The sequence below is a fragment of the Vibrio sp. Vb0598 genome (assembly GCF_033338935.1).
GTDB lineage: Bacteria > Pseudomonadota > Gammaproteobacteria > Enterobacterales > Vibrionaceae > Vibrio > Vibrio alginolyticus.
Genome location: NZ_JAWOTP010000022.1, coordinates 1 through 23781 on the forward strand (window position 1 = coordinate 1; position 23781 = coordinate 23781).

Sequence of the window (23781 nt, forward strand, 5' to 3'; positions counted from 1 at the left end):
AAGACCAACTTGCCGTCAACAATTTCAACTGTACCTTGGTCACTCGGCACAGATGCCGAGTCAATCGACAGCTTATCGCCATCAATATCGGTGTCGTTTGGCAGGACATCAATCGTGACAGCGGTATCTTCTTGTGTTGTGGCCGTGTCATCGTTTGCCACTGGCGCGTCATTCACTGGCGTCACATCGACGTTCACTGTGGTGGACTCCGATACCCCACCCGATGTAACGATGTAGGTAAAACTGTCTGCCCCGTGATAGTTGTCGTTTGGCGTGTAAGTGACACTGCCGTCCGGGTTGACCGAGACCGTGCCGTTGGCTGGGCCGTTATTGCTATCCAGCGACACCAATTTGTCGTCGCCTTCGAACGTGTCGTTACCTAAAACCTTGATGATGGTTGGTGTGTCTTCCACAACCGTCGCGTTGTCTGCCACGATGTCCGCCACAGGCGCTACTGTGAAGTTCACCGTTTGGCTAACGCTTTCGCCGCTTGGATCGGTGGCCGTAAAGGTCAGCGCTTCTGAGCCGTTCCAGTCTGCCGTTGGGCTAATGGTCGCAATGCCATTTTCAATCGAAACCAACACGTTGCTGTTGCCGGACACTGAAAAGTTCAGTGCGGAGTCGCTGTCTTTAAATGCGTCGTTTAAATCAATCGTGTAGATCGTAAAATCTTCTGCTAACACTTGATCTGAAATGACATTATCGACTGTTGGTGCATCGTTAACGCGATTCACAATCAAACTATCACTGTCGCTAACCGTTGGATTAACACCATCCGATACTGATGCGCTGATCGTTAGGTCTTTAAGGTTGAGTTCGTCGTTGTTAACCGCGTCAACACCCGCTTGAGTCAGTTTGACTTCATCGCCAACTAGCGCAAAGTAGCCGTTTGAGTTGTTTTCTAAAGAAACGGTTAATTGCTCTTCTGGCGTATCGGTATCAGCGACTTCCAACGTTGCCACTACCGTATCGGTACTCACTGCGTCTTCAGTGATACTTTCTACAGCATCGACCTTGATGGTTGGCGCATCGTTTACTGGGTTAACGGTAACGGCCACCTTCGCTTGGTCTGTCAGTGCACCATCGGTAACGGTGTAAGTGATTTCAGCATCACCATGGAAGTTCTCAGCCGGTGTGAACACCAGTTTTCCGTCAACGATCTCAACTGTACCTTGTGTTTCAGGTACGGAAGCCGATTGGATAGACAGCGTATCGCCATCAATGTCGGTGTCGTTTGGCAGGACATCAATTGTCACTGGCGTGTCTTCGTCAGTAACAGCGGTATCATCGTTTGCCACTGGCGCATCGTTCACTGGCGTCACATCGACGTTCACTGTGGTGGATTCCGATACCCCACCCGACGTAACGATGTACGTGAAGCTGTCTGCCCCGTGGTAGTTGTCGTTTGGCGTGTAAGTGACGCTGCCGTCCGGGTTGACCGAGACCGTGCCGTTCGCTGGACCGTTATTGGTATCGAGCGACACCACTTTGTCGTCGCCTTCAAACGTGTCGTTACCTAGGACGTTAATGATGGTCGGCGTGTCTTCCACAACCGTCGCGTTGTCTGCCACGATGTCCGCTACAGGCGCTACTGTGAAGTTCACCGTTTGGCTGACGCTTTCACCGCTTGGGTCGGTAGCCGTAAAGGTCAACGCTTCTGAGCCGTTCCAGTCTGCGGTTGGAGTGAACGTAGCAATACCATTGACGATCGCCACTTGAATGTTGCTGTTGCCAGAAACGCTGAAGCTCAGATCGCCATCCACGTTATCCACATCGCTGAAAGCGGTATTTAGATCGATGCTGTATGGCGTAAAGTCTTCCGCCAAGGCTTGGTCTGCAATGTTGCTTTCAACCATAGGCGTGTCGTTCACCGCATTCACGGCGACGTTGACCGTAGCTTGGTCAGTCAGTGCACCATCGGTGACGGTATAAGTGATTTCGGCATTACCATGGAAGTTCTCAGCCGGTGTGAACACCAACTTGCCGTCAACAATCTCGACTGTACCTTGGTCACTCGGCACAGATGCCGAGTCAATCGACAGCTTATCGCCATCAATATCAGTGTCATTTGGCAGGACATCAATCGTCACTGGCGTGTCTTCGTCAGTAACAGCTGTATCATCTTTTGCCACTGGCGCATCATTGACTGGCGTCACATCGACGTTCACCGTGGTGGACTCTGATACCCCACCCGACGTAACGATGTAGGTGAAGCTGTCAGCCCCATGGTAGTTGTCATTCGGCGTGTAAGTGACGCTGCCATCCGGGTTGACCGAGACCGTGCCGTTGGCTGGACCGTTATTGGTATCCAGCGACACCACTTTGTCGTCGCCTTCGAACGTGTCGTTACCTAAAACCTTGATGATGGTTGGTGTGTCTTCCACAACCGTCGCACGGTCAGATTCAATATCTGCCACAGGCGCCACTGTGAAGTTCACCGTTTGGCTAACGCTTTCACCGCTTGGATCGGTGGCGGTAAAGGTTAGGGTTTCTGAGCCGTTCCAGTCCGCGGTTGGAGTGAACGTAGCAATGCCATTGACGATCGCCACTTGAATGTTGCTATTACCAGAAACGCTAAACGTTAACTCACCATCGGCGTTATCCACATCACTGAAGGCCGTATTCAGATCGATGCTGTATGGCGTAAAATCTTCCGCCAAGGTTTGGTCTGCAATGTTGCTTTCAACCACAGGCGTGTCGTTCACCGCATTCACGGTGACGTTGACCGTTGCTTGGTCAGTCAGTGCACCATCAGTAATCGTGTAAGTAATTTCAGCGTCACCATGGAAGTTCTCAGCCGGTGTGAAGACCAGTTTGCCATCAACGATCTCAACTGTGCCTTGTGTTTCAGGTACGGAAGCCGATTCAATCGACAGCTTATCACCATCAATATCGGTGTCGTTTGGCAGGACATCAATCGTCACTGGCGTGTCTTCGTCAGTAACGGCATTGTCATTGGTCGCCACTGGCGCATCGTTCACTGGCGTCACATCGACGTTCACCGTGGTGGACTCTGACACCCCACCGGAGGTGACGATGTAGGTGAAGCTGTCTGTACCGTGGTAGTTGTCATTCGGCGTGTAGGTCACGCTGCCATCCGGGTTGACCGAGACCGTGCCGTTCGCTGGACCGTTATTGGTATCGAGCGACACCACTTTGTCGTCGCCTTCGAACGTGTCGTTATCTAAGACCTTAATGATGGTTGGCGTATCTTCCACAACCGTCGCTTTATCTGCCACGATATCCGCCACTGGCGCTACTGTGAAGTTCACCGTTTGGCTAACGCTCTCGCCGCTTGGATCGGTAGCCGTAAACGTCAGCGCTTCTGAGCCGTTCCAGTCTGCCGTTGGAGTGAACGTAGCAATCCCATTGACGATCGCCACTTGAATGTTGCTGTTGCCAGAGACGCTAAACGTTAACTCGCCATCCACGTTATCCACATCGCTGAAAGCGGTATTCAGATTGATGCTGTATGGGGTGAAATCTTCCGCCAAGGTTTGGTCTGCAATGCTGCTTTCAACCACAGGCGTGTCGTTCACCGCATTCACGGTGACGTTAACCGTCGCTTGGTCAGTCAGTGCACCATCGGTCACGGTGTAAGTGATTTCAGCGTCACCATGGAAGTTCTCAGCCGGTATGAAGACCAGTTTGCCATCAACGATCTCAACTGTACCTTGTGTTTCAGGTACGGAAGCCGATTCAATCGACAGCGTATCACCATCAATATCGGTGTCGTTTGGCAGGACATCAATCGTTACTGAGCTATCTTCCTCTGTAATTGTTGTATCATTAGAGGCAATAGGCGCATCGTTAACTGAGTTTACTGTTACCGAAACTTGGGCTTCATCCTCTAACTCACCATCTGAGATGGTGTAGCTAATCGTTGCATTACCGTTGAAATTTTCAGCCGGAGTGAAAACAAGCTTACCATCGATAATCTCAACGATACCTTGCTCTTCTGGTACAGAAGCAGAGGTAATGATTAAATCATCACCTTCAATATCACTGTCGTTAGCGAGCACATCAATTACAACCTGGGAATCCTCGTCAGTTTGAATCGCATCATTAGTTGCTATTGGCGCGTCATTAACAGGCGTAATATCTAAGTTAGCAGTGCCATTAATAACACCGCCACCGCCATCGTTATCAATAATGTCATAGGAGAATGACACTTCAGTGTCATCATCAGCCTCTGGAATGTAAGTCCAAGATCCATCGCTGTTATCAATTAAGGTGCCATTCCCACTCTCAATAGTGACGTTTGTAATGACAAGAGTATCGGCATCATCAATATTGACATTAGATAGTAATTCTTCAGTAGTTATCGTGATTGGATCGCTATCTTCCTCAACAGCGCTTAATGTCACTGGAGAATTAGTAAGTGGCTTACTTGAGCCATCCCCACTTGTCTCGATACCTGTTGTGAAGAAGTCATTTAAGGTCAACGCTTGAGTTTCAGATAAGCCGAGGGATTCTAAGCCAATAGTTTCAAAGTTTGTTGAGGCTAGCACTTCAGTACCATCTCGTACAATCGTGGCACTATTTTGCAAACTGGAGCCACTATTTTCACCCGCTGCAGGTGCGAGTTCTTCATCAATAGCAGAAGGGTCTTGACCTTGCTCAATAGCACTAATAATCTGTGCTACATCGTCTGAAATATCTTTTAAACCTTGCTCTTGAGCAAGCTGAATTTTCAGGTCTTGAGGCGCAGCATCTGTCATTGCCACTATCACTTCACCTGGTAGAGGCTGCTGTCCTTCTGCAAGGACTCTCAGCTGCCCATCCAAACCTATTACGACGACTTGATTACCGAGTGGCACTAATGCTGTACGATCCATATAAACCTTAACCCTAAATAACTGTCAAGTTTTTGACTAACAATACTAATTTGCTATATATTGCCCGAATATATAGTGCAATAACAGCAATTTGATGCTCAATAAAGTAATTATGTGTCATACATCAATAAGAATCCAGATGCATAAGTGTTTTATTTTATTAAAATCTGGACACTCGTTTCTAGCCATTACCTCCATCTTTAATTTGAGATCTTAATTCAAGTTTTAGGCAGATTTAGTAGGTTGATTTATCAAAATTGAAACAAATGAACAGCGAATCAACAGGTTACTTCATCGCATATTAATGTTATTGTGCGCTAAATTATTGACGCCCTTATAAGTATTCCACTTATAAGCCCTATCACCTCGAGAATTTTTACCATTATCTAGGAGAATCACAGTGAAGTGGACTCGTGCCAACGCCTTTTGTATTGGTATGTTCACCGCTAGTCATGCGTTTGGGCAAACGCTAGAGCAAGCGGTTGAAAACACATTAAAAACCAATCCTGACATCAAAAGTGCGTTCAATGAATTCGTTAGCAAGCAGTATGTGAATGAAGCATCTGGTGGTGCTTACCTCCCATCCGTAGACTTAGATGCCGGTATCGGTTACGAAGGAATCAAACCCGCAGAGTCAGGGCGAGATTCAACCGACCTGACAAGAAAAGAAGCCACCGTGACACTAACCCAGCTAATATGGGATGGCTCAGCGACACTTAATGATATGGATCGAACAGCAGCTGATGCTGAATCGGTCCGTTATCAACTTCTAGCTGATGCCCAAGACACCGCTCTAGAGGTCGCGAAAGTTTATTTAGACTCAGTAAAAGCTTATGAAATTCTTACACTTTCCGAGAATAACTTGAAAGTGCATAAGAAGATCTATGAAGACATTAAAAAGCGAGTTAACTCAGGTATCGGTTCTACAGCAGACCTAACCCAGGTAGAGGCTCGTTTAGCAAAGGCTCACGGTAACTTGGTGGCAGCTCAGAACAACTTATATGACAGCCACACCACCTTTACACGCCTTGTCGGACAGTCACCACAAGGATTGATTTTCCCAAGAGCGGACCAAAACTTTATTCCCTACACCATCGATGAAGCGATTGACTTGGCATTCGAGTCACACCCAGTAATCAAAATCTCGGTAGCTGATGTGGACTCTGCAAAGTTCCAATACAAGCAATCTAAGGGAGCTTACTACCCAACGATATCGGTAGAAGCGGCTCAAACATGGCGTGATGATGCAAGCGGTATTGAAGGAAGCAGCGAAGAGACAACAGCGATGTTGCGCATGCGTTACAACCTCTTTAACGGTGGTAGTGACGTAGCCAACGCTGAAAGTTTTGCCTACCAACTAAATAAAGCAAAAGACTTAAGAGAACGTGCATACCGCCAAGTCGAAGAAGGTCTTCGTCTATCTTGGAGTGCGTTAGATTTAACACTTCAACAAAAAGAGTTCCTAGCGGATCACGTAGATTCGGCCTCTGAAACTGTCATCGCCTACGAAAAGCAGTATCGCATTGGAAAACGCACTCTGCTGGACTTGTTAAATACTGAAAACGAACTTTTCGAAGCGAGAAAGAACTACTTGGATGCTCGATACTCAGAGCAGTACGCCAAGTACCGCGTTATGAACGCGACTGGCCAATTGTTAAATGCCTTGCGTGTCGATGTACCTACAGAATGGAATGAAAAGGTGGAGTACTGATCATGAAACCAGTGAAGATTCTATTTGCATTGGGTATGCTCGCCATCACTCAACACGTTGTTGCTGAAGACGAATATGAGTATCGTCCTGTACCAAATGCAGAACAAATAGCAGATTTGCAAGATGACGATAACGATGGTGTCATCAATGCTCGAGATATGTGCCCAGGTACACCTGAAGGCTCAGAGGTCGACAACGACGGTTGTGGAGAATACATTAAAGCATCAGATAACATGCAAGTGCGGATACTTTTTGCTAACGACTCTGATGAGATCAATCCAGTCTTCAGAAGACAAGTCCGAGAGCTTTCCGACTTTTTAAAAGAGTACCCTACTACTTCGATAGAGCTGCACGGCTATGCTAGTAAAGTTGGTGGTTCAAAGCATAACCAAGATCTTTCTGAAAGACGAGCACGCAATGTCCGTGAAGCCCTACTAAGCTACGACATCGAACCGAGTAGAGTCCGCATTGTTGGTTTTGGTGACACTCACTTAGCACAGCAAGGGACCGATGAAGTCAGCCATGCTTTAAATCGTCGAGTAACCGCATCAGTCGTTGGTTACAAAGGCGAGATAAAAAGAGAGTGGACAATATTCACAACTCTTCCAGAAAGGTAAAGTACCTGTTTTTGTTTGCTCTGCAAGCACAAAGCAAACAAAAACGAGTGAATACTTAACCTCAGAAAAGGAGCTTCGGCTCCTTTATTTTTACTCATTTCGACAACCGTATTATGCTTTAGGAATCGGCACTTTAGTGTTACTCTAGCCACGTCATAACAACGAGAGTTTTGAAATGAGCAAACTTACATCAGATATCCAAGCGAACCTTGACCTTTTTGTTGCAGAAACGAAAGAAAACCAATTGGTTTGGGGTCTACGCAATGAAGAAGGTTGGCTATCTTGCGATTCAACTGAATTCGAAAACAGCGAAGTCATGCCTTTCTGGTCTTCTAAAGAAGATGCAGAAGCACATAATGTTGAAGAATGGGCAGATTTTACTGTACTAGAAATCCCATTAGATATCTTTGTTGAAGATTGGCTTTTGACTCTTGCTGAAGATGGTGTTCTTGTTGGAACTAACTGGAACGATCAGTTAGAAGGCAAAGAAATGGAGCCTCAAGATCTAGCAAAGCTTTACATTGATTAAAGATTTCTGACCTCAACTTTATGTTGAGGTCTTTCTTTTTTATGCCTCTTCTTTCAATATCTCGACCAAGTGCATAGTTTTACTACTCTTTTTCTTAGTACACCCAACTTAATCACAACGCTGATGCGTTAAAAGCGCTATGATAACTCAACTTTAAAGGCACCTTAAATTAAAGGCTCGTTTAAACATGCGCGTGCTCTATCCCTTGCTTGCGTCACTTTTGCTCACTCCAGTATATGCAAGCGACACTCAAGATATTGAACCAAACCAAAATATCACACAGTGGCACTCTGTCTACCAAACCACACTACGAAGCAACCCTGAGTCGGCATTGAGCATGCTTCAAGATCGCTACCATACAGCGAAATCGGACAGCGAAAAGCTCTACGTAAGTGGATTGATTTATGAATATATGTCAAACATAAATCAGCCTTACTATGGCAGCAGTCAAGTCTTAGACAACCCTTTTTCTCAATTAGAATCAGAATATATTCTTGCGTTAAATGAACGTAAGCATGGTAGTTACGAGGCCTCAGTAGATAGCTTTTCTTCTTTGCGACAGACAATGAAGAAAATATCCGATTCCGAAGGCAAGGCTCTGATGAACTATCAACTTTGTTATACGCTGAATCAACAAGGTCGTTATCACAAAGCAAACTTTTATTGCTCATCCTTAGAGAGCCACTTAAATCATAAGCATCAAGAAAACTTCCCTGTTGATCTTGCTTTGCGCGTGGTAGCAAATAACTACAATTACCGCGGTGACTATGAAAAAGCCTTAAGTTTGTATCGACAGTTGATGGCCAACATGTCGACGCAAAGCGATCCTTCAGGGATTTACAATGACGTCGGCAATTTACTTGCAGAGCTGGGGCAATTTGAACAATCAGAGCAATATCTCATTCAAGCCTTACTGGTTCGCCAAGATGAAGGGACACCTCTTGAAGTTGCGCAAGTCGAACATAGTCTAGGAGCGATGTACAGAAAATCCAAAGAACTCGATAAGTCCATCAGCCACTACAAAAATGCATTAACGATTCTCGAACAACTTCATTATCCATACGGGCAAGGGTTGACCTATTTAGGGTTATCTGCTGCTTTGGCCGATTCTGGGCAATTGGATACCGCGGTAGATTACATTGGAAGAGCATTAAACATTGCCCAAACTTATGAGAATACGCACCTTGAAACAGAGGGTCATTTGGCTGCTGGATTGGCATATTTAAAGAACCATACACCCGAAAAATCGATTGAACACGGTACAATTGCGTTAAGATTAGCGGTAAAAAACGCTAGGCCCTTATTGCAAGCGCAAGCCCAATTACTCCTCTCAAAAGCATACCAAGCTCAAAATGATTACAAAAAGGCGCTGGAGCATCACAAGGCCTTCTCGACGATTGAACTAACGAACCGAGACGCGAGTAATATCAAGGCGTTAGAGGCACTAGATCTCACTAAAAAAGAGTATGAATATGATCTACAAGTCGCGCAGTTGAACAACGAAACTCTTCTAAGTCAGTATCAGTTTGAAAAACTCACAGACCAACAACGCACTTATAATTTTGTTGTTTTCTGTTTATTGCTTCTCCTCGCTCTGGCATTGATGATTCAGCGACAAACACGCTTAAAAGCCAAAATAGACAGCTTAACGTGTGCATTAAACAGAGCGGCAATTATAGAGACGATTAAAAGCCAAACCTCCAAAGCGGAAGGAGACTTCCGCTACGTTCTAGCATTAATCGATCTAGATGACTTTAAGGCGATTAATGATCAGTATGGTCATCCAACTGGCGACTTAGTACTACAACAGGTGTGCAAAGCGCTTAAAGCTAAACTTAATAAGGGAGAGTACTTGGGTCGTTTAGGTGGAGAAGAGTTTATCTTGCTATTGAAAAACGTCGATGAGATTGACGTTCCCTTTAGAATACAAAGTCTGCATAAAACAATTTCAGAAAAGAGTGTACATTCGCTTAATAACCATCAATTGAATATATCTGCGAGTCTGGCCTATCTATCAACCTCAATGCCACTCACCAACTTTGATGAGCTCTATTCGATATTAGACCAAGCGTTATACAATGCTAAGAAGCAAGGAAAAAACTCCCTTGTGGACGCATACAACGAGCCGATCAGTTTAAGTGCTGAGTATATTCTCTAATAAAGCCAAACCACCAGCGTAGTGGTTTGTTATAGGTGGAAGCATCAGTAAGCCATTCAGATGCAACACCATCATCAAGGAGTCTTTGTGCCCAGGGCAAGAAAAAACATTCAGTCTCTAGAGCGAGGTTTTCTAATCCTCGAGTTGCTCTCGATGAGTGAGTCTCCCCTATCATTACAGACGATCAGTAATGCGATCCAGTTAAATAAGACGACTGTTCACGGGTTACTTGCGACTCTACACTCTCTTGGATATGTATCCAAACACAACCATAGCTACAGCCTAGGGTTTAGATGCTATGAACTGTCTAAGCCGATTGAACAAAAAAACGAAGCTATCCGACAACATTTTGTTCCATTGCTGAAAAAAATGGCCCAAGTGACTAACAACACAGCTTACCTCGCTGTACAAAGTGGCGCTAAAGAGTACTTGTATATCGATGCTATAGAGCAGGATAACCCTCTTACTATCCGTAGCCCGAGAGGGAAACGAGAAGGACTCACAACATCTGCGATCGGCAAAGTTTTTCTTAGTTTTGATGATGAGCTTCGTCGAACATTACGCCTTGAAAACCAAATATCCCCCACGTTAGAAACTGAACTTAATCAGGTTGTATTATCAGGTTACGCACTCGATTTAGAAGAGGCAGAGCCAAACCTCAATTGCTTAGCGATCCCCCTTTACTTGGATGGTAAAGTCGTTGCTGTTGCAGGTGTTAGCGGTGCTGCCTCCGAACTGACGGTCACTAGGCTAAAACACTTTGCCAGCATCTTTCTCAAATTTTAAGATTTGACAATGTCGAATCCTAGGCCATTTTTATACTGTTTTGATTACATGCTTATACGTCGCCTCTAATATGGTCGTTGTTCAACTCAACAACGTAGGAGAAGCGATGTCTACTGTATTAATCACCGGCGCTAACCGTGGCTTAGGCTTGCAATTTGTCCGCCACTACCTTGGAAAAGGTTGGCAAGTTATCGCAACTTGTCGTTCACCAGAAAATGCTAAGCAGCTCAATGAACTAGTAACCCAATCTAATCAACTTCAACTGATGGCTCTAGACGTCACTAACCAACAAGATATCGATCAGTTAGCCACTCGATTAGCGGATCGTCCGCTCGATCATTTAATTCTGAATGCAGGTGTATTAGGCGAAGAGTGTGCAACGCTTGGCGAAATGACCCAGAAAAAATGGCTAGAAGTACTAAACATAAATACCGTTGCACCTGCCCTGCTAATTCAAGCACTACAAGACAACGTTGCGAAAAGTCAGCACAAAACCATCGTGGGAATCTCAACCCGAGTTGCGAGTTTAAGCGATAACAGTTCAGGTAACATGTACAGTTATCGAGCATCTAAAGCAGCGCTTAATCAGGTTCTAGTATCAGCAGCACGCAATCTCGAATCGCGAGGAGTAAAAACTGTCGCAGTTCATCCCGGCTGGGTAAAAACCGATATGGGCGGTGAGGACGCAACCTTTTCTGCCGAGGAAAGTGTTGCAGGCATTGTTTCGGTCGCAGAACAACTAACACTTGAGCTATCCGGAAGCTTCCGCGTATTTGATGGCTCTACAATCGAATGGTAACTGATCTCTAAATGACGTCTCCCGGCCAAATTGAAGGCCGGGAGAATACAGTAAACTAATAGGCCAAAAAGATAAAAGCTCGCACTATCGTCAGACAAGCGAGCCGTTATCGTCTATGGTGTTGTACTACCGTCAAACGCTGAGGAAGTCAGCGATTGCAGAGGTGTCATTTAGGCAATGATTTCCCGTGAAACTCACTCAATCATCCCACTCAGGCGCTAGCCCTTCAGGGTTTACTTCGCGGCCATTTCTTTCCAACGCATCTATCTTAGCAATCGCCTCTTCACTCAGATTAAGTTCAAGTGCTTTCAGGTTACTTGCCAAATTCTCTCGTTTAGTTGAAGACGGGATCACCGCGTAACCTTTTGACAGCGCCCAAGCAAGCGCGACTTGAGCTGGCGTGGCCTGATAGTCCTCAGCAATACCTGCAATAGTTGGGTCCCCAAGTACTTTCCCATATGCCAAGGTCATGTAAGACGTTACCTGAATATCGTTTTCCTGCATGAAGCTGACCAACTTACGATTTTGCAAATAAGGGCTAAGCTCGATTTGGTTAGTAACAATATTCTCTTTACCGACCACTTCTATCGCTTGTTGCAACAAGTCAATATTAAAGTTGGATACGCCAATATTACGGGTTAACCCTTGCGATTTAGCTTCAAGTAATGAAGCCATGTATTCGTTCAAGTTATTGTTATTGCCAGGCCAGTGGATCAAGGTCAAATCCACATAATCTGTATTTAGCTTTTCTAAGCTCTCTTTTAGACTTGGAATGAGTTGTTCCGTGTTCATGTTATCAACCCAGATCTTGGTCGTAATGAATAGCTCATCACGTGCAATACCGGACTGTGTCAATACTTCACCGATTTCTGCCTCATTACCGTAAATCTGTGCAGTATCAATTACGCGGTAACCCACTTCTAACGCATTACGGACTGAATCCTTAACTACTTCACCCTCTAAACGAAACGTGCCGACGCCAAATGATGGTACTTTCATCTAAATCTCCTGAATTATCGATTTTATAGTTGATTCGAAGCAAAACTTTACGCCGCAAGAAACTTTCCGTAAAGTTAACAATACTCAAATCTAATTTGAAATATATTCAACAATGAAAGCTACTCTAGATGAAATGCGCACCTTTATGGCCGTGGTCGATACGGGTTCAATCAGCTCTGCGGCTGAACTGTTATCGATGACCGTCTCGGCGGTGAGTCGATCGGTATCTCGGCTAGAAGCCAAACTCGAAACGACCTTGTTAAATCGCACAACCCGTAAGTTAGATGTTACTAATGAAGGAACGATATACCTCGATAAAGTCAGACATATTGTAGAAGCAGTAGAGAATGCCGAAGCACAACTGAAAAGCCAGAAATATAAGCCTTCTGGCCTCCTACGAATAAACGCAGCTACCCCCTTCTTACTGCACGTACTAACGCCGCACATTGCTAAATATCAGAGCTTGTATCCAGAAGTCGAAATCGATCTCAATTCCAATGAGGAAAATATTAGCCTTTTGGGAACAAAAACCGATATTGCTTTTCGTATCGGTGAGCTACAAAACTCAACCATGCGCGCGATATTTCTTGGTAAAAGTCGGATTCGAATCGTCGCGAGTCCAGAGTATTTAAGACAACATGGTACTCCAACCTCAATAGATCAGTTACTCAATCACAAGCTACTTGGATTCAACAAGCCGGAGTATCTTAAGGAATGGCCGATCATGGATGATAAGAACAAACTTCTGCGTATTATGAGTAGCCTAAGATCTGATAATGGCGAGACGCTAAGATGTTTAGCCTTACATGGTGCGGGGATAGCTTGCCTGTCTGACTTTATGACCTACTCTGACCGACAAGCTGGTCGCTTAGTGGGCGTGCTTAGTGAACACACGCATAATGTCGAACAGCCCGTTCATGCGGTGTATTACAAAAATGCCAGTACCTCACGCCGGATCAGCTCTTTTATTGACTTCATCAAGCAAGAAATCAAGGTAGAGAACCACCAGTTCCTTTAAAGACCACCGCTGTTTGTGGCAAAACACTTTTGTCTTTTTGCCGCTTTTTCTCACAACAAAAATCTCATAGTGTCCTGAATATCAGGGAGGCACCTTGCCTCCTAGTACTCACAGTAATAGTCAGGCTTCATAATGCATAAAGATTTAAGTAACAGATTCACCATCGGGGTTGAGCTCCCCCTAGATAATGACTGGACCCAAGAAGGCCAAAAAAAACGCCTGCTCCAACGAAAACCGTTCGGCGTACCAGACATGAGTGCACATAAACAGCGTATTATGTTAGCCGATAAGTTAGGCTTTAACGTAGCGTGGGTGAGAGATGTCCCGTTGTACGACCCTAACTTTGGAGACGCGGCACAAATTTATGAACCGTTCAGTTATCTTGGCTATCTCTCTGCGTGCACCGACAACATTCTACTAGGGACAGCAGCGATAGTATTACCGTTAAGACAACCTTGGCTAGTGAAAAAAGCCGCTGCGACCATCAACGAGTTAAGTGGTGACCGCCTGATACTCGGTGTGGCTAGTGGAGACCGCCCTAGTGAATATCCCGTTTTTAATGCCAACTTTGACAGCCGTAGCTCAGCTTTTCGAGAAAGTGTAGAGATTTTGAAAGATACGCAAAATGATAAACTGGGTAACGATCTACAGTTATTACCCGAGTTTGCTGATATTCCTATCTATGTCGCAGGGTTAGCGCAGCAAAGTCCACAATGGATAGGAGAAAACCTAGACGGCTGGCTCGCCTACCCAGGCACACCTGATGATCATGAACACCGCGTTGCACTTTGGCGCTCCGTAGCGGGAAACAAACCCTACGCCAGCTTTATTCATCTTGATTTAGTCGATAACCCAAATGCACCAGTCGTTCGGCATCATTTTGGTATCCAGGCCGGAGTCAATGGCTTGAGCGATGAGCTAGAAAAAATGCAAGAAGCAGGAGTCAACCACATCGGGTTGCATTTCCGTCGTAATAGCCAACCAATTGAGAAATCAATGGAACAGATCGCTCAGTACGTGTTGCCACGCTTTAACTAAGATCAAATAAAAATATGTGCCACCTTACTAAGGGGTGGCACGCTAGGCTTGGCACTTGGGAAAATAAAAGATGCAATAACGACAAAACTCTTTTGTTAAAACAACAACAATAGAGTTATCTTAAAGTAAGTCTTGGTTGAATAAAGTCGATGAACGCGGAAATACGCTTAGAGACTGAAGAAGATTTGTAGAACACAGCATTGACCTGTTCTCGTCCAGTATTTGTGATTTTTTCCGATTCAAACAATGCCACTAACCGTCCAGAATCAAGATCATCTTTCACCATAAAGCCAGATAAACATGCAATGCCATTCCCTGCCAACACTAACTGTCTAACCGTTTCACCACTGCTGGATAGGATATCAGGCTCTATCATCTCAAACCCTCGTAATGGCCACTGATTTAACACTTTAGCGCCAGAAAAACCGATCAAGTTATGACTGCGCAAATCGCTCACCGCTTCAGGGAAACCTCGTTTAGATAAATAACCAGGCGTGGCAACGATAAATAGTGGGCTTGTTCCTAAAGGTTTAGCATGCAGTGTTGAATCCGATAATCGTCCAATACGTATCGCCACATCGGTTCTTTTTTCCAATAGATCCACAAAACCCTCATTAGAGGTAAGATCGAGTTGAATATCAGGATAAGCCTCTTTAAATGGCTGAATTAACGGCACGAGTTGATGTAAAACAAATGGGCTAGCGGCATCAACTCTTAAGCGCCCCTTGGGTAATTCACCTCGTGTGATGATCTCTTCTTCAGCTTGCTGTATTTGTAGTAAACCTAAGCGAACCGCTTCAACAAACTGATGCCCTTCCTCAGTAACTTCCACTCTGCGTGTCGTGCGATTCAGCAAGGTTACCCCCAACTGTGATTCAACTTTACTAACCGCACGAGATACCCTAGCGACTTGAATACCTAGTGCATCAGCAGCGGAAGAAAATCCACCACTATCCACAACTGCCATAAGAATCTCTAATTCATCTGATCGGGTTAACATTTCATCCCCTTTCTTAACTGCGCACTTTCATCATTTATAACAAAAGTATTTTGTAATAAACACCATTTTTCGCAACGAATAACTCTTTAATAATACACGACATGGAAACGGGCTATTCGTTTATCCATTCATATTCAATGATTATAAGAGAGAGTTGTTATGCCTTTAGCTTTACTTGCATTGACGCTTAGCGCCTTTGCTATTGGAACCACGGAGTTTGTAATTGTCGGTCTGATACCGACTATGGCCTCCGACCTCAACGTATCATTACCTTCAGCGGGTCTTTTAGTTAGCCTGTACGCACTTGGTGTTGCGGTTGGTGCTCCCGTTTTAACAGCGCTGACTGGTAACTGGAAAAGAAAGTACGTTCTGCTTTCTGTTATGGCACTGTTTGTTCTTGGCAATCTGTTAGCCTGGCAAGCACCTGGATACAACACACTAGTTACAGCAAGGATACTGACCGGGCTTGCACACGGTGTGTTCTTTTCGATCGGCTCGACTATCGCCACTGGCCTAGTGTCAAAAGAAAAAGCCGCTAGCGCAATTGCTATTATGTTTACCGGTCTGACCGTAGCTCTAGTGACGGGCGTGCCACTTGGCACCTGGATTGGCCAGACATTTGGTTGGCAGGCAACCTTCCTAATCGTCGCGATCCTTGGAATCATCGCACTGATAGGAAGCGCTCTGCTAGTGCCGAGTAATCTGAAACAACCACCAGCAACCAAGCTGTCATCGCAAGTAAAAGTCTTGACTCAGCCTCGTCTACTTTTGGTGTACGCAATCACCGCGCTCGGTTACGGTGGTACGTTCACAGCCTTCACTTACTTGGCTCCTATTTTGGAAGAAGTTTCGGGGTTTGGCTCTAGCGCTATCAGCCTAATTATGTTGGTTTATGGTGTATCAGTCGCATTCGGCAACATCTGGGGCGGAAAGATGGCCGACTCTATGGGGCCAATCAAAGCTCTGACAGCGATTTTCTCGGGCCTAATTGTGGTATTGCTCGTGTTTAGTGTCACAGCATTTAATCCAATTTCTGCAGTAGTGACCATTCTTGTCTGGGGTGCCTTTGCCTTTGGTAACGTTCCAGGGCTTCAAGTTTATGTTGTCAAACTAGCAGAGAAATATTCACCTGATGCAGTCGACGTCGCGTCTGGTCTCAACATTGCTGCATTTAACGTAGGTATTGCACTGGGCTCTTGGGGCGGTGGCCTTATCGTGGCCAACGCTGGGCTGATGCACACACCTTGGATTGGCGCGATCGTAGTATTAGGTGCTCTACTACTAACCCGTTTCAGCGGAATGCTAGACAAGCGTGGAGAGCAGCACGCAACGGCACACTGATTCACGTTCCAAATCGATAAAAATCACTTAAATTAGCCCGGCATTACGTCGGGCTTTCAATACAGAGTTTAAATACACCATTGACTGAGGTAGAAAGTTTATTCTACCCTTAGGTAAAACAAACGTTCTACCTGGTGTATCAAATAGTGAAAGAAAAAATCGCAGCAAGCCTAGAAAAAGCATTCAGTCAGTATGGCTTCGCCGAGCCTAGCGTACCCCAACTCAAAAACGCCTGCGAAGTCAGCCTGAGAACCCTGTACAAATACTACCCCTCCAAGGAAGCGATGATTGTTGCAGCTCTCGAGCATCGCCATCAAAGGTATTTGAGTTTTTTGCTCGAAGACGCCCCTGCCAATGGAACACCGGCTGTATTACACCTATTCACTCGCCTCGAGGATTGGATGAAGGAGTTTGCACCGAATGGCTGCATGTCCATCAATGCATTAGCAGCCTATCCAGAAAATCTATCTATTAATCAAGCAGTAAAACAACACAAATTGGCGGTTCGTCAGCTTATGGTCCAACTAAGTCAGCGAGAAGACCTCGCAACCACACTCTTCTTGTTACATGAAGGTCTATCCAACGCATGGCCGGTTCTCGGTCACGCTGCCTTTGCATCCGCTGAACACACTCTGCTAGAACTAATGAAGGAGAACAATCAATGACCACAATCCCGAAAGTCATGAAAGGCGTCCAACTTATCGGTCATGGTGGGCCAGATATGCTTCGTTACCGCGATGATATACCTGTGCCAGTCCCCTCGCCTGATGATGTATTGATCCAAGTTGCCGCCGCCGGAGTCAATAACACCGACATCAATACCCGAACAGCATGGTATTCTAAAAACGACGCCAATAGCATGGATGCAAGTTGGTCAGGAGACGCGCTATCTCTCCCTCGAATCCAAGGTGCCGATGTATGCGGTACCATCGTCGCTGTTGGTGAGAATATCTGCCCATCACGAATCGGTCAGCGTGTGCTCATCGAACCATGTATTACGCGCTTCAACAGTCAAGCACTTAGCTCGCCTTGGTACTTCGGTTCAGAATGTGATGGTGGCTTTGCTCAGTTCACTGTTGTTGACAGTAAACATGCATTTGCTGTGAATAGTAGTTTATCGGATATCGACTTGGCCTCCTTCCCTTGTTCTTATTCAACTGCAGAGAACATGCTTGTCCGGTCTAATGTCACAGCGAGCGATACCGTACTGATTTCAGGGGCATCCGGTGGTGTTGGCTCTGCCGCAATCCAACTGGCGAAGGCGCGTGGAGCATACGTCATTGCTATCGCCAGCCCAGAAAAGAAAGAACAGGTCACGGCATTAGGGGCAAACCAAGTTATCCCTCGCGATGCAAATTTAACGGCGACTCTCGGAGAAAACAGCGTTGACGTAGTGATTGATTTGGTCGCAGGAGAGCAGTGGCCACAATTTCTTCAGGTACTAAAGCCAGGATCAAGATACGCTGTTTCCGGCGCCATAGGCGGCCCAATTGTCGAGCTGGATGTAAGAACTCTTTACCTTAGAGACCTAGCGTTATTTGGCTGTACCGTTTTGGCACCAGAAGTATTCGGTAACTTGGTTCGCTATATCGAACAGAACGCAATTCGTCCCTTAGTCGCGGAGTCATTTCCCTTAAACCAGATAGGTCAAGCGCAAGAAGTATTTTCACGCAAACAACATACTGGGAAACTGGTTTTGGAAATCACATAGCTTTTCGATTAACAGCGGCCTATATAAGTCGTTGTAATTTTAGAATACTTTAAGCGCTCTACAAAATGTTCAGTAATTAGGAGAACGCTACGGTTGGCTTAGCTTGTTATCCCTTTTCATCACGCTAAGCCAGCTTGTAAAAATATGTGTGTTTGCTTCTGAGTTATAAATGTTTAATACCAACATTATCTTACTTCTGGCGTTCATGAACAGAACCGAGATCTGAACGACTTCGGTGTTAAACCTACGATCCTATTAAATATTTTCCTGAACGCGCTCACATCTTGGTAACCCACTCTAAATGATATTGCGTCAAATGTTAGGGTTGTCGACTCAAGTAAATCACAAGCTTTTTGTACTCTTAAGCTTTGTATGTATTGGTTAACATTGAAACCTGTCGCCTTTTTAAAGCGTCGCTGCAATGTCCTTTCTGTTAAACAACTCAACTCTGCAAGCTCTTTATTGCTCAGTTTTCCTTGATAATGATCGTTTATATAGTGCTGTATTTGAACAATTACCTCATCACCATGTTGGAAGTTTGGAGTAAACTGTTGATAAAAGCGTTGCTCTCTCGGACCAGTATCAATAACCAACATTTTTCCTAACAGGCGCATTACTGCCGGTGACGCAAATAAGGAAACCAACTCCAAACCTAAATCCACCCATGACATCATACCCCCAGCCGTAATGATCGTTCCTTCGTTAATAAGGATGGCTTCTTGTCTTACGTGGATATCGGGAAACTGACTCGCTAATGAAGGAGCCAAGCCCCAGTGTGTCGTACAAGACTTATTGGTCAACAACTGGGTTTGAGCAAGAATAAAAGTACCAGCGCAGGCGGAGGCTAAAATCGCACCTTTACTATATTGGACTTTTAACCAGTCGAGTAGCTCTGGCTCTGGTTCTAAGTAATATTGACCAGTGCCGCTAGGCGGAATCATTACCGCTGTTTTCACATCGAAGTGCGTGTTTGACCAGTGATCCAATATCTCTACTTCAAAGTGTACATCAACGCCCAATTTAGCCGCCGCACGGTTTGCCATCTCGAAGAGTTCGCTTAAACCATATACGGAGGCTTGCGAGCTATCTGGGTAATTAACGAGTGCTATTTTCATTTATCTTCAAGTGTCGCTTTTTGACTCTTTTGTGTCATTTTAGACTCTAAAGAAGGTAGCTAAAAGTCTTTATATTATTCGTACCGCAATGATCCTCAATAAAAGGAAAAGAAAATGACTCAAAAAGCCCTACTTGTAATTGATTTGCAAAACGACTATTTCCCAGAAGGAAAGTTTCCTTTATGGAATACAGAATCGACTTTAGACAATGTTAAGAGAGCAATAACTAAAGCCAATGAGCAAAACATTCCTGTGATTCATATTCAGCATATTGCCGACCCTGCCATGGGTATTGCCCCATTCTTCAATGAAGGCAGCGACGGTGCCAATATTCACCCAGAAGTTCTTGCTTTAGCGCCGAATTCCGAAATCGTGGTAAAGCACTTCGCAGATAGCTTTGAAGGAACACGTTTAGAAGAAGTATTGGCAAGCAAAAATGTAACGGAGTTACTTGTATGCGGAATGATGACACAAAACTGCGTGACACATACTGCTATCTCAAAATCTGCGGACAAGTATGATGTTTCGATCTTAATGGATAGCTGTACCACGGTCGATGAAATGATTCACAACATTGCACTTCACGCTGTCTCAACGAGAGTTCCCCTCGTAACTATTGAAGATAAGCTGTAATACACGTAAAACCTTTCGCTCACACAATGCGGGCGAAAAGTCACACATATATGCACTTTCATTGATATTTACTTACTTTGTGTTAAACATTGGTTTCCAAACAGTTACAAGGAAACGTTTATGAAATGGATAGTCGTATTGTTTATTAGCTTATTTTCAGTTTTCAGCCATGCGAAAGAGTGGAAACAAATTCGCTTCACTGTTGAAGGGGCTTACCCTCCATTTAGCTGGACGACAAAAGAGGGAAAGCTAGAAGGGTTTGAAGTCGACCTCGCTAACGCGTTATGCAAAGAGTTAGAAGTAAAGTGCGTTATCTCAAAAATGGATTGGGATGGCATCATCCCTTCTCTTCTTAGTCGCAAGAACGATGCGATTATTGCTGCAATGACAATCACAGAAGAACGAGAAAAGAAAGTCGATTTCACCGTCCCTTACGCAAAAGTACCGACTCGTTTTGTAATGAAAAATGATAGAGAAATCAACATGGAGGACGGCAGCCTAAATCGTTTATCTATTGGAGTTCAAAGAGCCACAATTGGTGATAAGTACCTTTCTGCCTTGTATCCAGATATTGATATTCGTCGTTATGGTACGTTCGATGAGGCATTTACCGATCTACTCAATGGACGGTTAGATGCTGTATTTGGCGGCTCAATCGGTTTAAGTGCTGGTTTTCTTGAAACTGCACAAGGTGAAGGCTATCACTTTACTGGACCAGCGTTTACAGAGGAAAAGTGGTTCGGCCGTGGCATTGGCGTAGCAGTGAGAAAACAAGACAAAGAATTAAAAGCATTACTCGATAGCGGAATACAAAAATTGATCCAGAGCGGTAAGCATAAAACCATCGCCAGCAAATATTTCTCCTATAGTATTTACGAGTAACCTCGCTATTTTTTATAGCCTGCGCGGTATAGGAAACTTCCCTTTCCCTATATGGCGACAAAAACAGAGCCCTCGAGCAGTCGCCCGAGGGTTATTTTTATAGAAAAGCCCAGGTATATAAGTAACCCGCTCCCATGGCCATCGTTAAGATAACGATTAGGAAGGCGGAGATCATTTGGTTCTTAAAAATTGATTTCAACAAAATCACTTCTGTAAGACTTGCGCCAGCACTACCAATAATAAGCGCCATAACAGACCCAAGAGCCATACCTTTTTGTACTAGTGCCGCGCTAAGTGGAATGACCGCCTCTGCACGGATGTACAATGGAATACCAATGATTGCTGCGACCGGAATCGCGTACCACTTCGCTTCACCAGCGAACTCCGCAATGAACTCCGTCGGGATGAAGCCATAGATAAATGAACCAATCGCAATGCCCATCATGAGATAAGGGAACACTTGCTTAAAGTCTTTCCAAGTTGATTGCCAAATACGTACCCAGCGGCTAGGCTCTTTCTCTTCCACGACTGTCGCTGTTGCACTACCGTCTGATGGACAGCAAGATACTTCCACTTTAGGTTCAGGTTTTGGTACATCACCACAACAAGATGTTTTCGCCGCAACTGGCGTAGGTTCATTGCAGGCGCTGGTATCACAGCTTGATGCTGGTCTCGCTTCTTCTTTTTTCTTGCTTGAATCGCCACAAGAAGTACCGCACGAAGAAGAACCTACCGCTTGATATGCTTCTGGTTTGACGTAACGTTCAAACCCTAGTTTTTCAAGTACATAGCCTGCTACCACTGATACTGACATCGCAATAGCAAAGTAAAATACCGCAACTTTCCAACCAAAAGTCACCACAAACAAGCCAATAATCACTGGGTTAAGCAACGGACTTGCAAATAGGAACACCATCATAGGTCCAAAACCTGCTCTTGCACGCAACAAGCCTTTTAAGAAAGGAATGGTCGAACACGAACAGAAAGGCGTAATCGAACCTAGCAACGCAGCAATGAAGTAACCTTTCCCCTTTTTCGAGCTGAGAATAGATTGAATTTTTTCTGGCGTTAGAAAATCTTGCAACACACCGACAATGTAGCTAATTGCCAGAAATAAGATGATAAGTTCGGTTGCTAGAAACGCAAACATATCCAGCGCTTCTTTAGCCATAGTTATAATTTCTGTATTCACATTTACTCTCCTCGTCATTTTTTCGCTAACAAGCTTACCTGATAGACAAGCCTTTATTTCGATATTTCTGGAATTATAGAATCACAAAACAAAAGATCAACAAAATATTTCCATAAAAATGGAATAATAAAACTAGTCAATACTTATCATAAAGTTACATGTCGTTAGCTATGCAGACTGGTTGTCGATGATAATTTCAGAGCATCTCGAATCCTTTTTATCAAACATAACCTAAAATTATCAAAATAAGAAAAAACCATAATTATTTCAGCATCACCCTCTGAGTTAGTATGACTTTCGACCATTCTTAATAATAAGGAAAACCTATGAGAGCGATAACTTACCAACGAGATAACGATACTTTCTCTTTATCCGAATTACCTACACCAAAACTAGAAACCCAATTTGATGTATTGGTTAAAGTTAACGCTGTTGGTTTGAACCCTGTCGATGCAAAAATTCATTATTGGTCAGACATGGTCACTAACATGGATAACAATTTTGTTGGCGGGTTAGACGTATCAGGAGAAATAGTCTCTGTAGGCGATGCGGTCGTTGATTGGAAGGTTGGCGATAAAGTGTTGTATCACGGAAACATGAGACGCCATCACGGAGGATTCGCTGAATTTGCTATCCATGATTCAAGAACGCTTATAAAGCACCCTCAGGTTCCGGTTGAAGTAGCAGCATCTACACCTTGCGCAGCCTGGACCGCATATCGCGCTTTGGTAGACAAGCTCGATATTTCAAATCGAAGCAGCATTTTTATCGCCGGAGGTGCTGGCGGCGTTGGAAGCTTTGCTATTCAGTTAGCAAAGACATTTGGTGTTGAACAGATCATTGCTACTAGTTCAGAAGCTAATCACGCATATTTGTCCTCGTTAGGAGCAACCCATACGATTGATTATCATCATGAAGATGTAGTTCAACGAGTAATGGACATTACCGGAAATCATGGCGTTGAGGTTGCACTCGATTGTGTAGGCGGTGATAACGACCGAATTGCAGCCTCGGTGTTAACCTTTGAGGGAGAAATGGTGGAGCTCGTCAAGACTGTCGACCCTTCTCAATATCCAGATGCCTTCTTAAAAGGCTTGAGCTTCCACCAAATAAGTTTGGGCTCTGGTCATGTCTTTGGCGAGAGAGGGTTTGCAAGTATCGTTAATGCCGGAAAGGAAGTGTCTGAGCTATTAGAAAATGGAGAATTGGAAGTACCGAAACTGAAGATCATCGGCTTAGAGGATGTAGGTAACGCACTCTTGGACATGCGAAATCAGAGAACAGTTGGAAAGATTGTCGTTAATCTGAACCAAAAATAATTAATAAAAATCTCGAGGCACACTGGCAAAGTAATGAGCAAGTTAAAGCATCTTGTTACTTTGCCAGATATGAAAGACCTTTATTTTGTCTATAA

The 23781-nt window shown here is 44.6% G+C and carries 19 protein-coding genes; 14 read left to right on the forward strand and 5 right to left on the reverse strand.

Annotated features, from left to right (window positions below; genetic code table 11):
- Positions 1–4838, reverse strand: a 4838-nt coding sequence (locus R7Q38_RS18790; protein ID WP_318114313.1) for a tandem-95 repeat protein, incomplete at its 3' end; no start/stop codon positions are given.
- A gap of 400 nt (positions 4839–5238) precedes the next feature.
- On the opposite strand from R7Q38_RS18790, the gene R7Q38_RS18795 reads away from it, so the two are divergent.
- From R7Q38_RS18795 to R7Q38_RS18820, 6 genes are all read left to right on the forward strand, one after another.
- Positions 5239–6549 (forward strand): TolC family outer membrane protein, encoded by a 1311-nt coding sequence (locus R7Q38_RS18795; protein WP_017821962.1) that lies wholly within the window; start codon positions 5239–5241, stop codon positions 6547–6549.
- Between the two features lie 2 nt (positions 6550–6551).
- Complete coding sequence (locus R7Q38_RS18800) at positions 6552–7166, forward strand: OmpA family protein (RefSeq protein ID WP_005377354.1); 615 nt, start codon at positions 6552–6554, stop codon at positions 7164–7166.
- 175 nt (positions 7167–7341) lie between these two features.
- Positions 7342–7695 carry a DUF2750 domain-containing protein gene (locus tag R7Q38_RS18805; RefSeq protein WP_005377352.1) on the forward strand — a complete coding sequence of 118 codons (354 nt, stop codon included), beginning with the start codon at positions 7342–7344 and terminating at the stop codon, positions 7693–7695.
- A 187-nt stretch (positions 7696–7882) separates the two neighbouring features.
- Entirely contained in the window at positions 7883–9853 is a 1971-nt protein-coding gene (locus tag R7Q38_RS18810) for a tetratricopeptide repeat-containing diguanylate cyclase (protein ID WP_318114315.1), read from the forward strand.
- A gap of 87 nt (positions 9854–9940) precedes the next feature.
- Entirely contained in the window at positions 9941–10639 is a 699-nt protein-coding gene (locus tag R7Q38_RS18815; RefSeq protein WP_270007537.1) for an IclR family transcriptional regulator, read from the forward strand.
- A 106-nt stretch (positions 10640–10745) separates the two neighbouring features.
- The gene (locus R7Q38_RS18820) at positions 10746–11438 is read left to right on the forward strand and encodes an SDR family oxidoreductase (RefSeq protein WP_239939130.1); all 693 of its coding nucleotides are present in this window, start codon (positions 10746–10748) and stop codon (positions 11436–11438) included.
- A 198-nt stretch (positions 11439–11636) separates the two neighbouring features.
- Here the strand turns inward: R7Q38_RS18820 and dkgB are convergent, their stop codons facing one another.
- Entirely contained in the window at positions 11637–12437 is an 801-nt protein-coding gene (gene dkgB, locus R7Q38_RS18825) for a 2,5-didehydrogluconate reductase DkgB (RefSeq protein WP_053304418.1), read from the reverse strand.
- 112 nt (positions 12438–12549) lie between these two features.
- Here dkgB and R7Q38_RS18830 point away from each other — a divergent pair, with 112 nt between their 5' ends.
- Both R7Q38_RS18830 and R7Q38_RS18835 read left to right on the forward strand, forming a co-directional pair.
- Positions 12550–13455 (forward strand): LysR family transcriptional regulator, encoded by a 906-nt coding sequence (locus R7Q38_RS18830; RefSeq protein ID WP_005377343.1) that lies wholly within the window; start codon positions 12550–12552, stop codon positions 13453–13455.
- Between the two features lie 132 nt (positions 13456–13587).
- The gene (locus R7Q38_RS18835; protein ID WP_239939131.1) at positions 13588–14493 is read left to right on the forward strand and encodes a TIGR03571 family LLM class oxidoreductase; all 906 of its coding nucleotides are present in this window, start codon (positions 13588–13590) and stop codon (positions 14491–14493) included.
- Between the two features lie 115 nt (positions 14494–14608).
- Here R7Q38_RS18835 and R7Q38_RS18840 read toward each other — a convergent pair whose 3' ends face one another.
- Positions 14609–15493, reverse strand: a complete 885-nt coding sequence (locus R7Q38_RS18840; protein ID WP_025768150.1) for a LysR family transcriptional regulator — start codon at positions 15491–15493, stop codon at positions 14609–14611.
- Positions 15494–15652: 159 nt separating this feature from the next.
- Between R7Q38_RS18840 and R7Q38_RS18845 the strand changes: the two genes are divergently transcribed.
- The 3 genes from R7Q38_RS18845 to R7Q38_RS18855 all read left to right on the forward strand — a co-directional run bounded on the left by R7Q38_RS18845 (position 15653) and on the right by R7Q38_RS18855 (position 18545).
- A complete protein-coding gene (locus R7Q38_RS18845; RefSeq protein WP_017635963.1) occupies positions 15653–16834 on the forward strand; it encodes an MFS transporter in 1182 nt (393 codons plus the stop codon).
- A 143-nt stretch (positions 16835–16977) separates the two neighbouring features.
- On the forward strand, positions 16978–17499 hold the full coding sequence (locus R7Q38_RS18850) for a TetR/AcrR family transcriptional regulator (RefSeq protein WP_031777252.1): 522 nt from the start codon (positions 16978–16980) through the stop codon (positions 17497–17499).
- The gene (locus R7Q38_RS18855; protein WP_239939132.1) at positions 17496–18545 is read left to right on the forward strand and encodes an alcohol dehydrogenase family protein; all 1050 of its coding nucleotides are present in this window, start codon (positions 17496–17498) and stop codon (positions 18543–18545) included. The genes R7Q38_RS18850 and R7Q38_RS18855 overlap by 4 nt, the downstream gene beginning before the upstream one ends.
- Positions 18546–18748: 203 nt before the next feature.
- Here the strand turns inward: R7Q38_RS18855 and R7Q38_RS18860 are convergent, their stop codons facing one another.
- The gene (locus R7Q38_RS18860) at positions 18749–19660 is read right to left on the reverse strand and encodes a GlxA family transcriptional regulator (protein WP_225455481.1); all 912 of its coding nucleotides are present in this window, start codon (positions 19658–19660) and stop codon (positions 18749–18751) included.
- A gap of 114 nt (positions 19661–19774) precedes the next feature.
- Between R7Q38_RS18860 and R7Q38_RS18865 the strand changes: the two genes are divergently transcribed.
- The gene (locus R7Q38_RS18865; protein WP_005377333.1) at positions 19775–20293 is read left to right on the forward strand and encodes a cysteine hydrolase family protein; all 519 of its coding nucleotides are present in this window, start codon (positions 19775–19777) and stop codon (positions 20291–20293) included.
- Positions 20294–20413: 120 nt separating this feature from the next.
- Entirely contained in the window at positions 20414–21175 is a 762-nt protein-coding gene (locus R7Q38_RS18870; RefSeq protein WP_017635959.1) for a transporter substrate-binding domain-containing protein, read from the forward strand.
- A 97-nt stretch (positions 21176–21272) separates the two neighbouring features.
- On the opposite strand, the gene R7Q38_RS18875 is transcribed toward R7Q38_RS18870, so the two are convergent.
- Complete coding sequence (locus R7Q38_RS18875; RefSeq protein ID WP_275667463.1) at positions 21273–22346, reverse strand: permease; 1074 nt, start codon at positions 22344–22346, stop codon at positions 21273–21275.
- A 347-nt stretch (positions 22347–22693) separates the two neighbouring features.
- On the opposite strand from R7Q38_RS18875, the gene R7Q38_RS18880 reads away from it, so the two are divergent.
- A complete protein-coding gene (locus R7Q38_RS18880) occupies positions 22694–23686 on the forward strand; it encodes a zinc-binding dehydrogenase (protein WP_239939292.1) in 993 nt (330 codons plus the stop codon).
- The last annotated feature ends 95 nt before the right edge of the window (positions 23687–23781 follow it).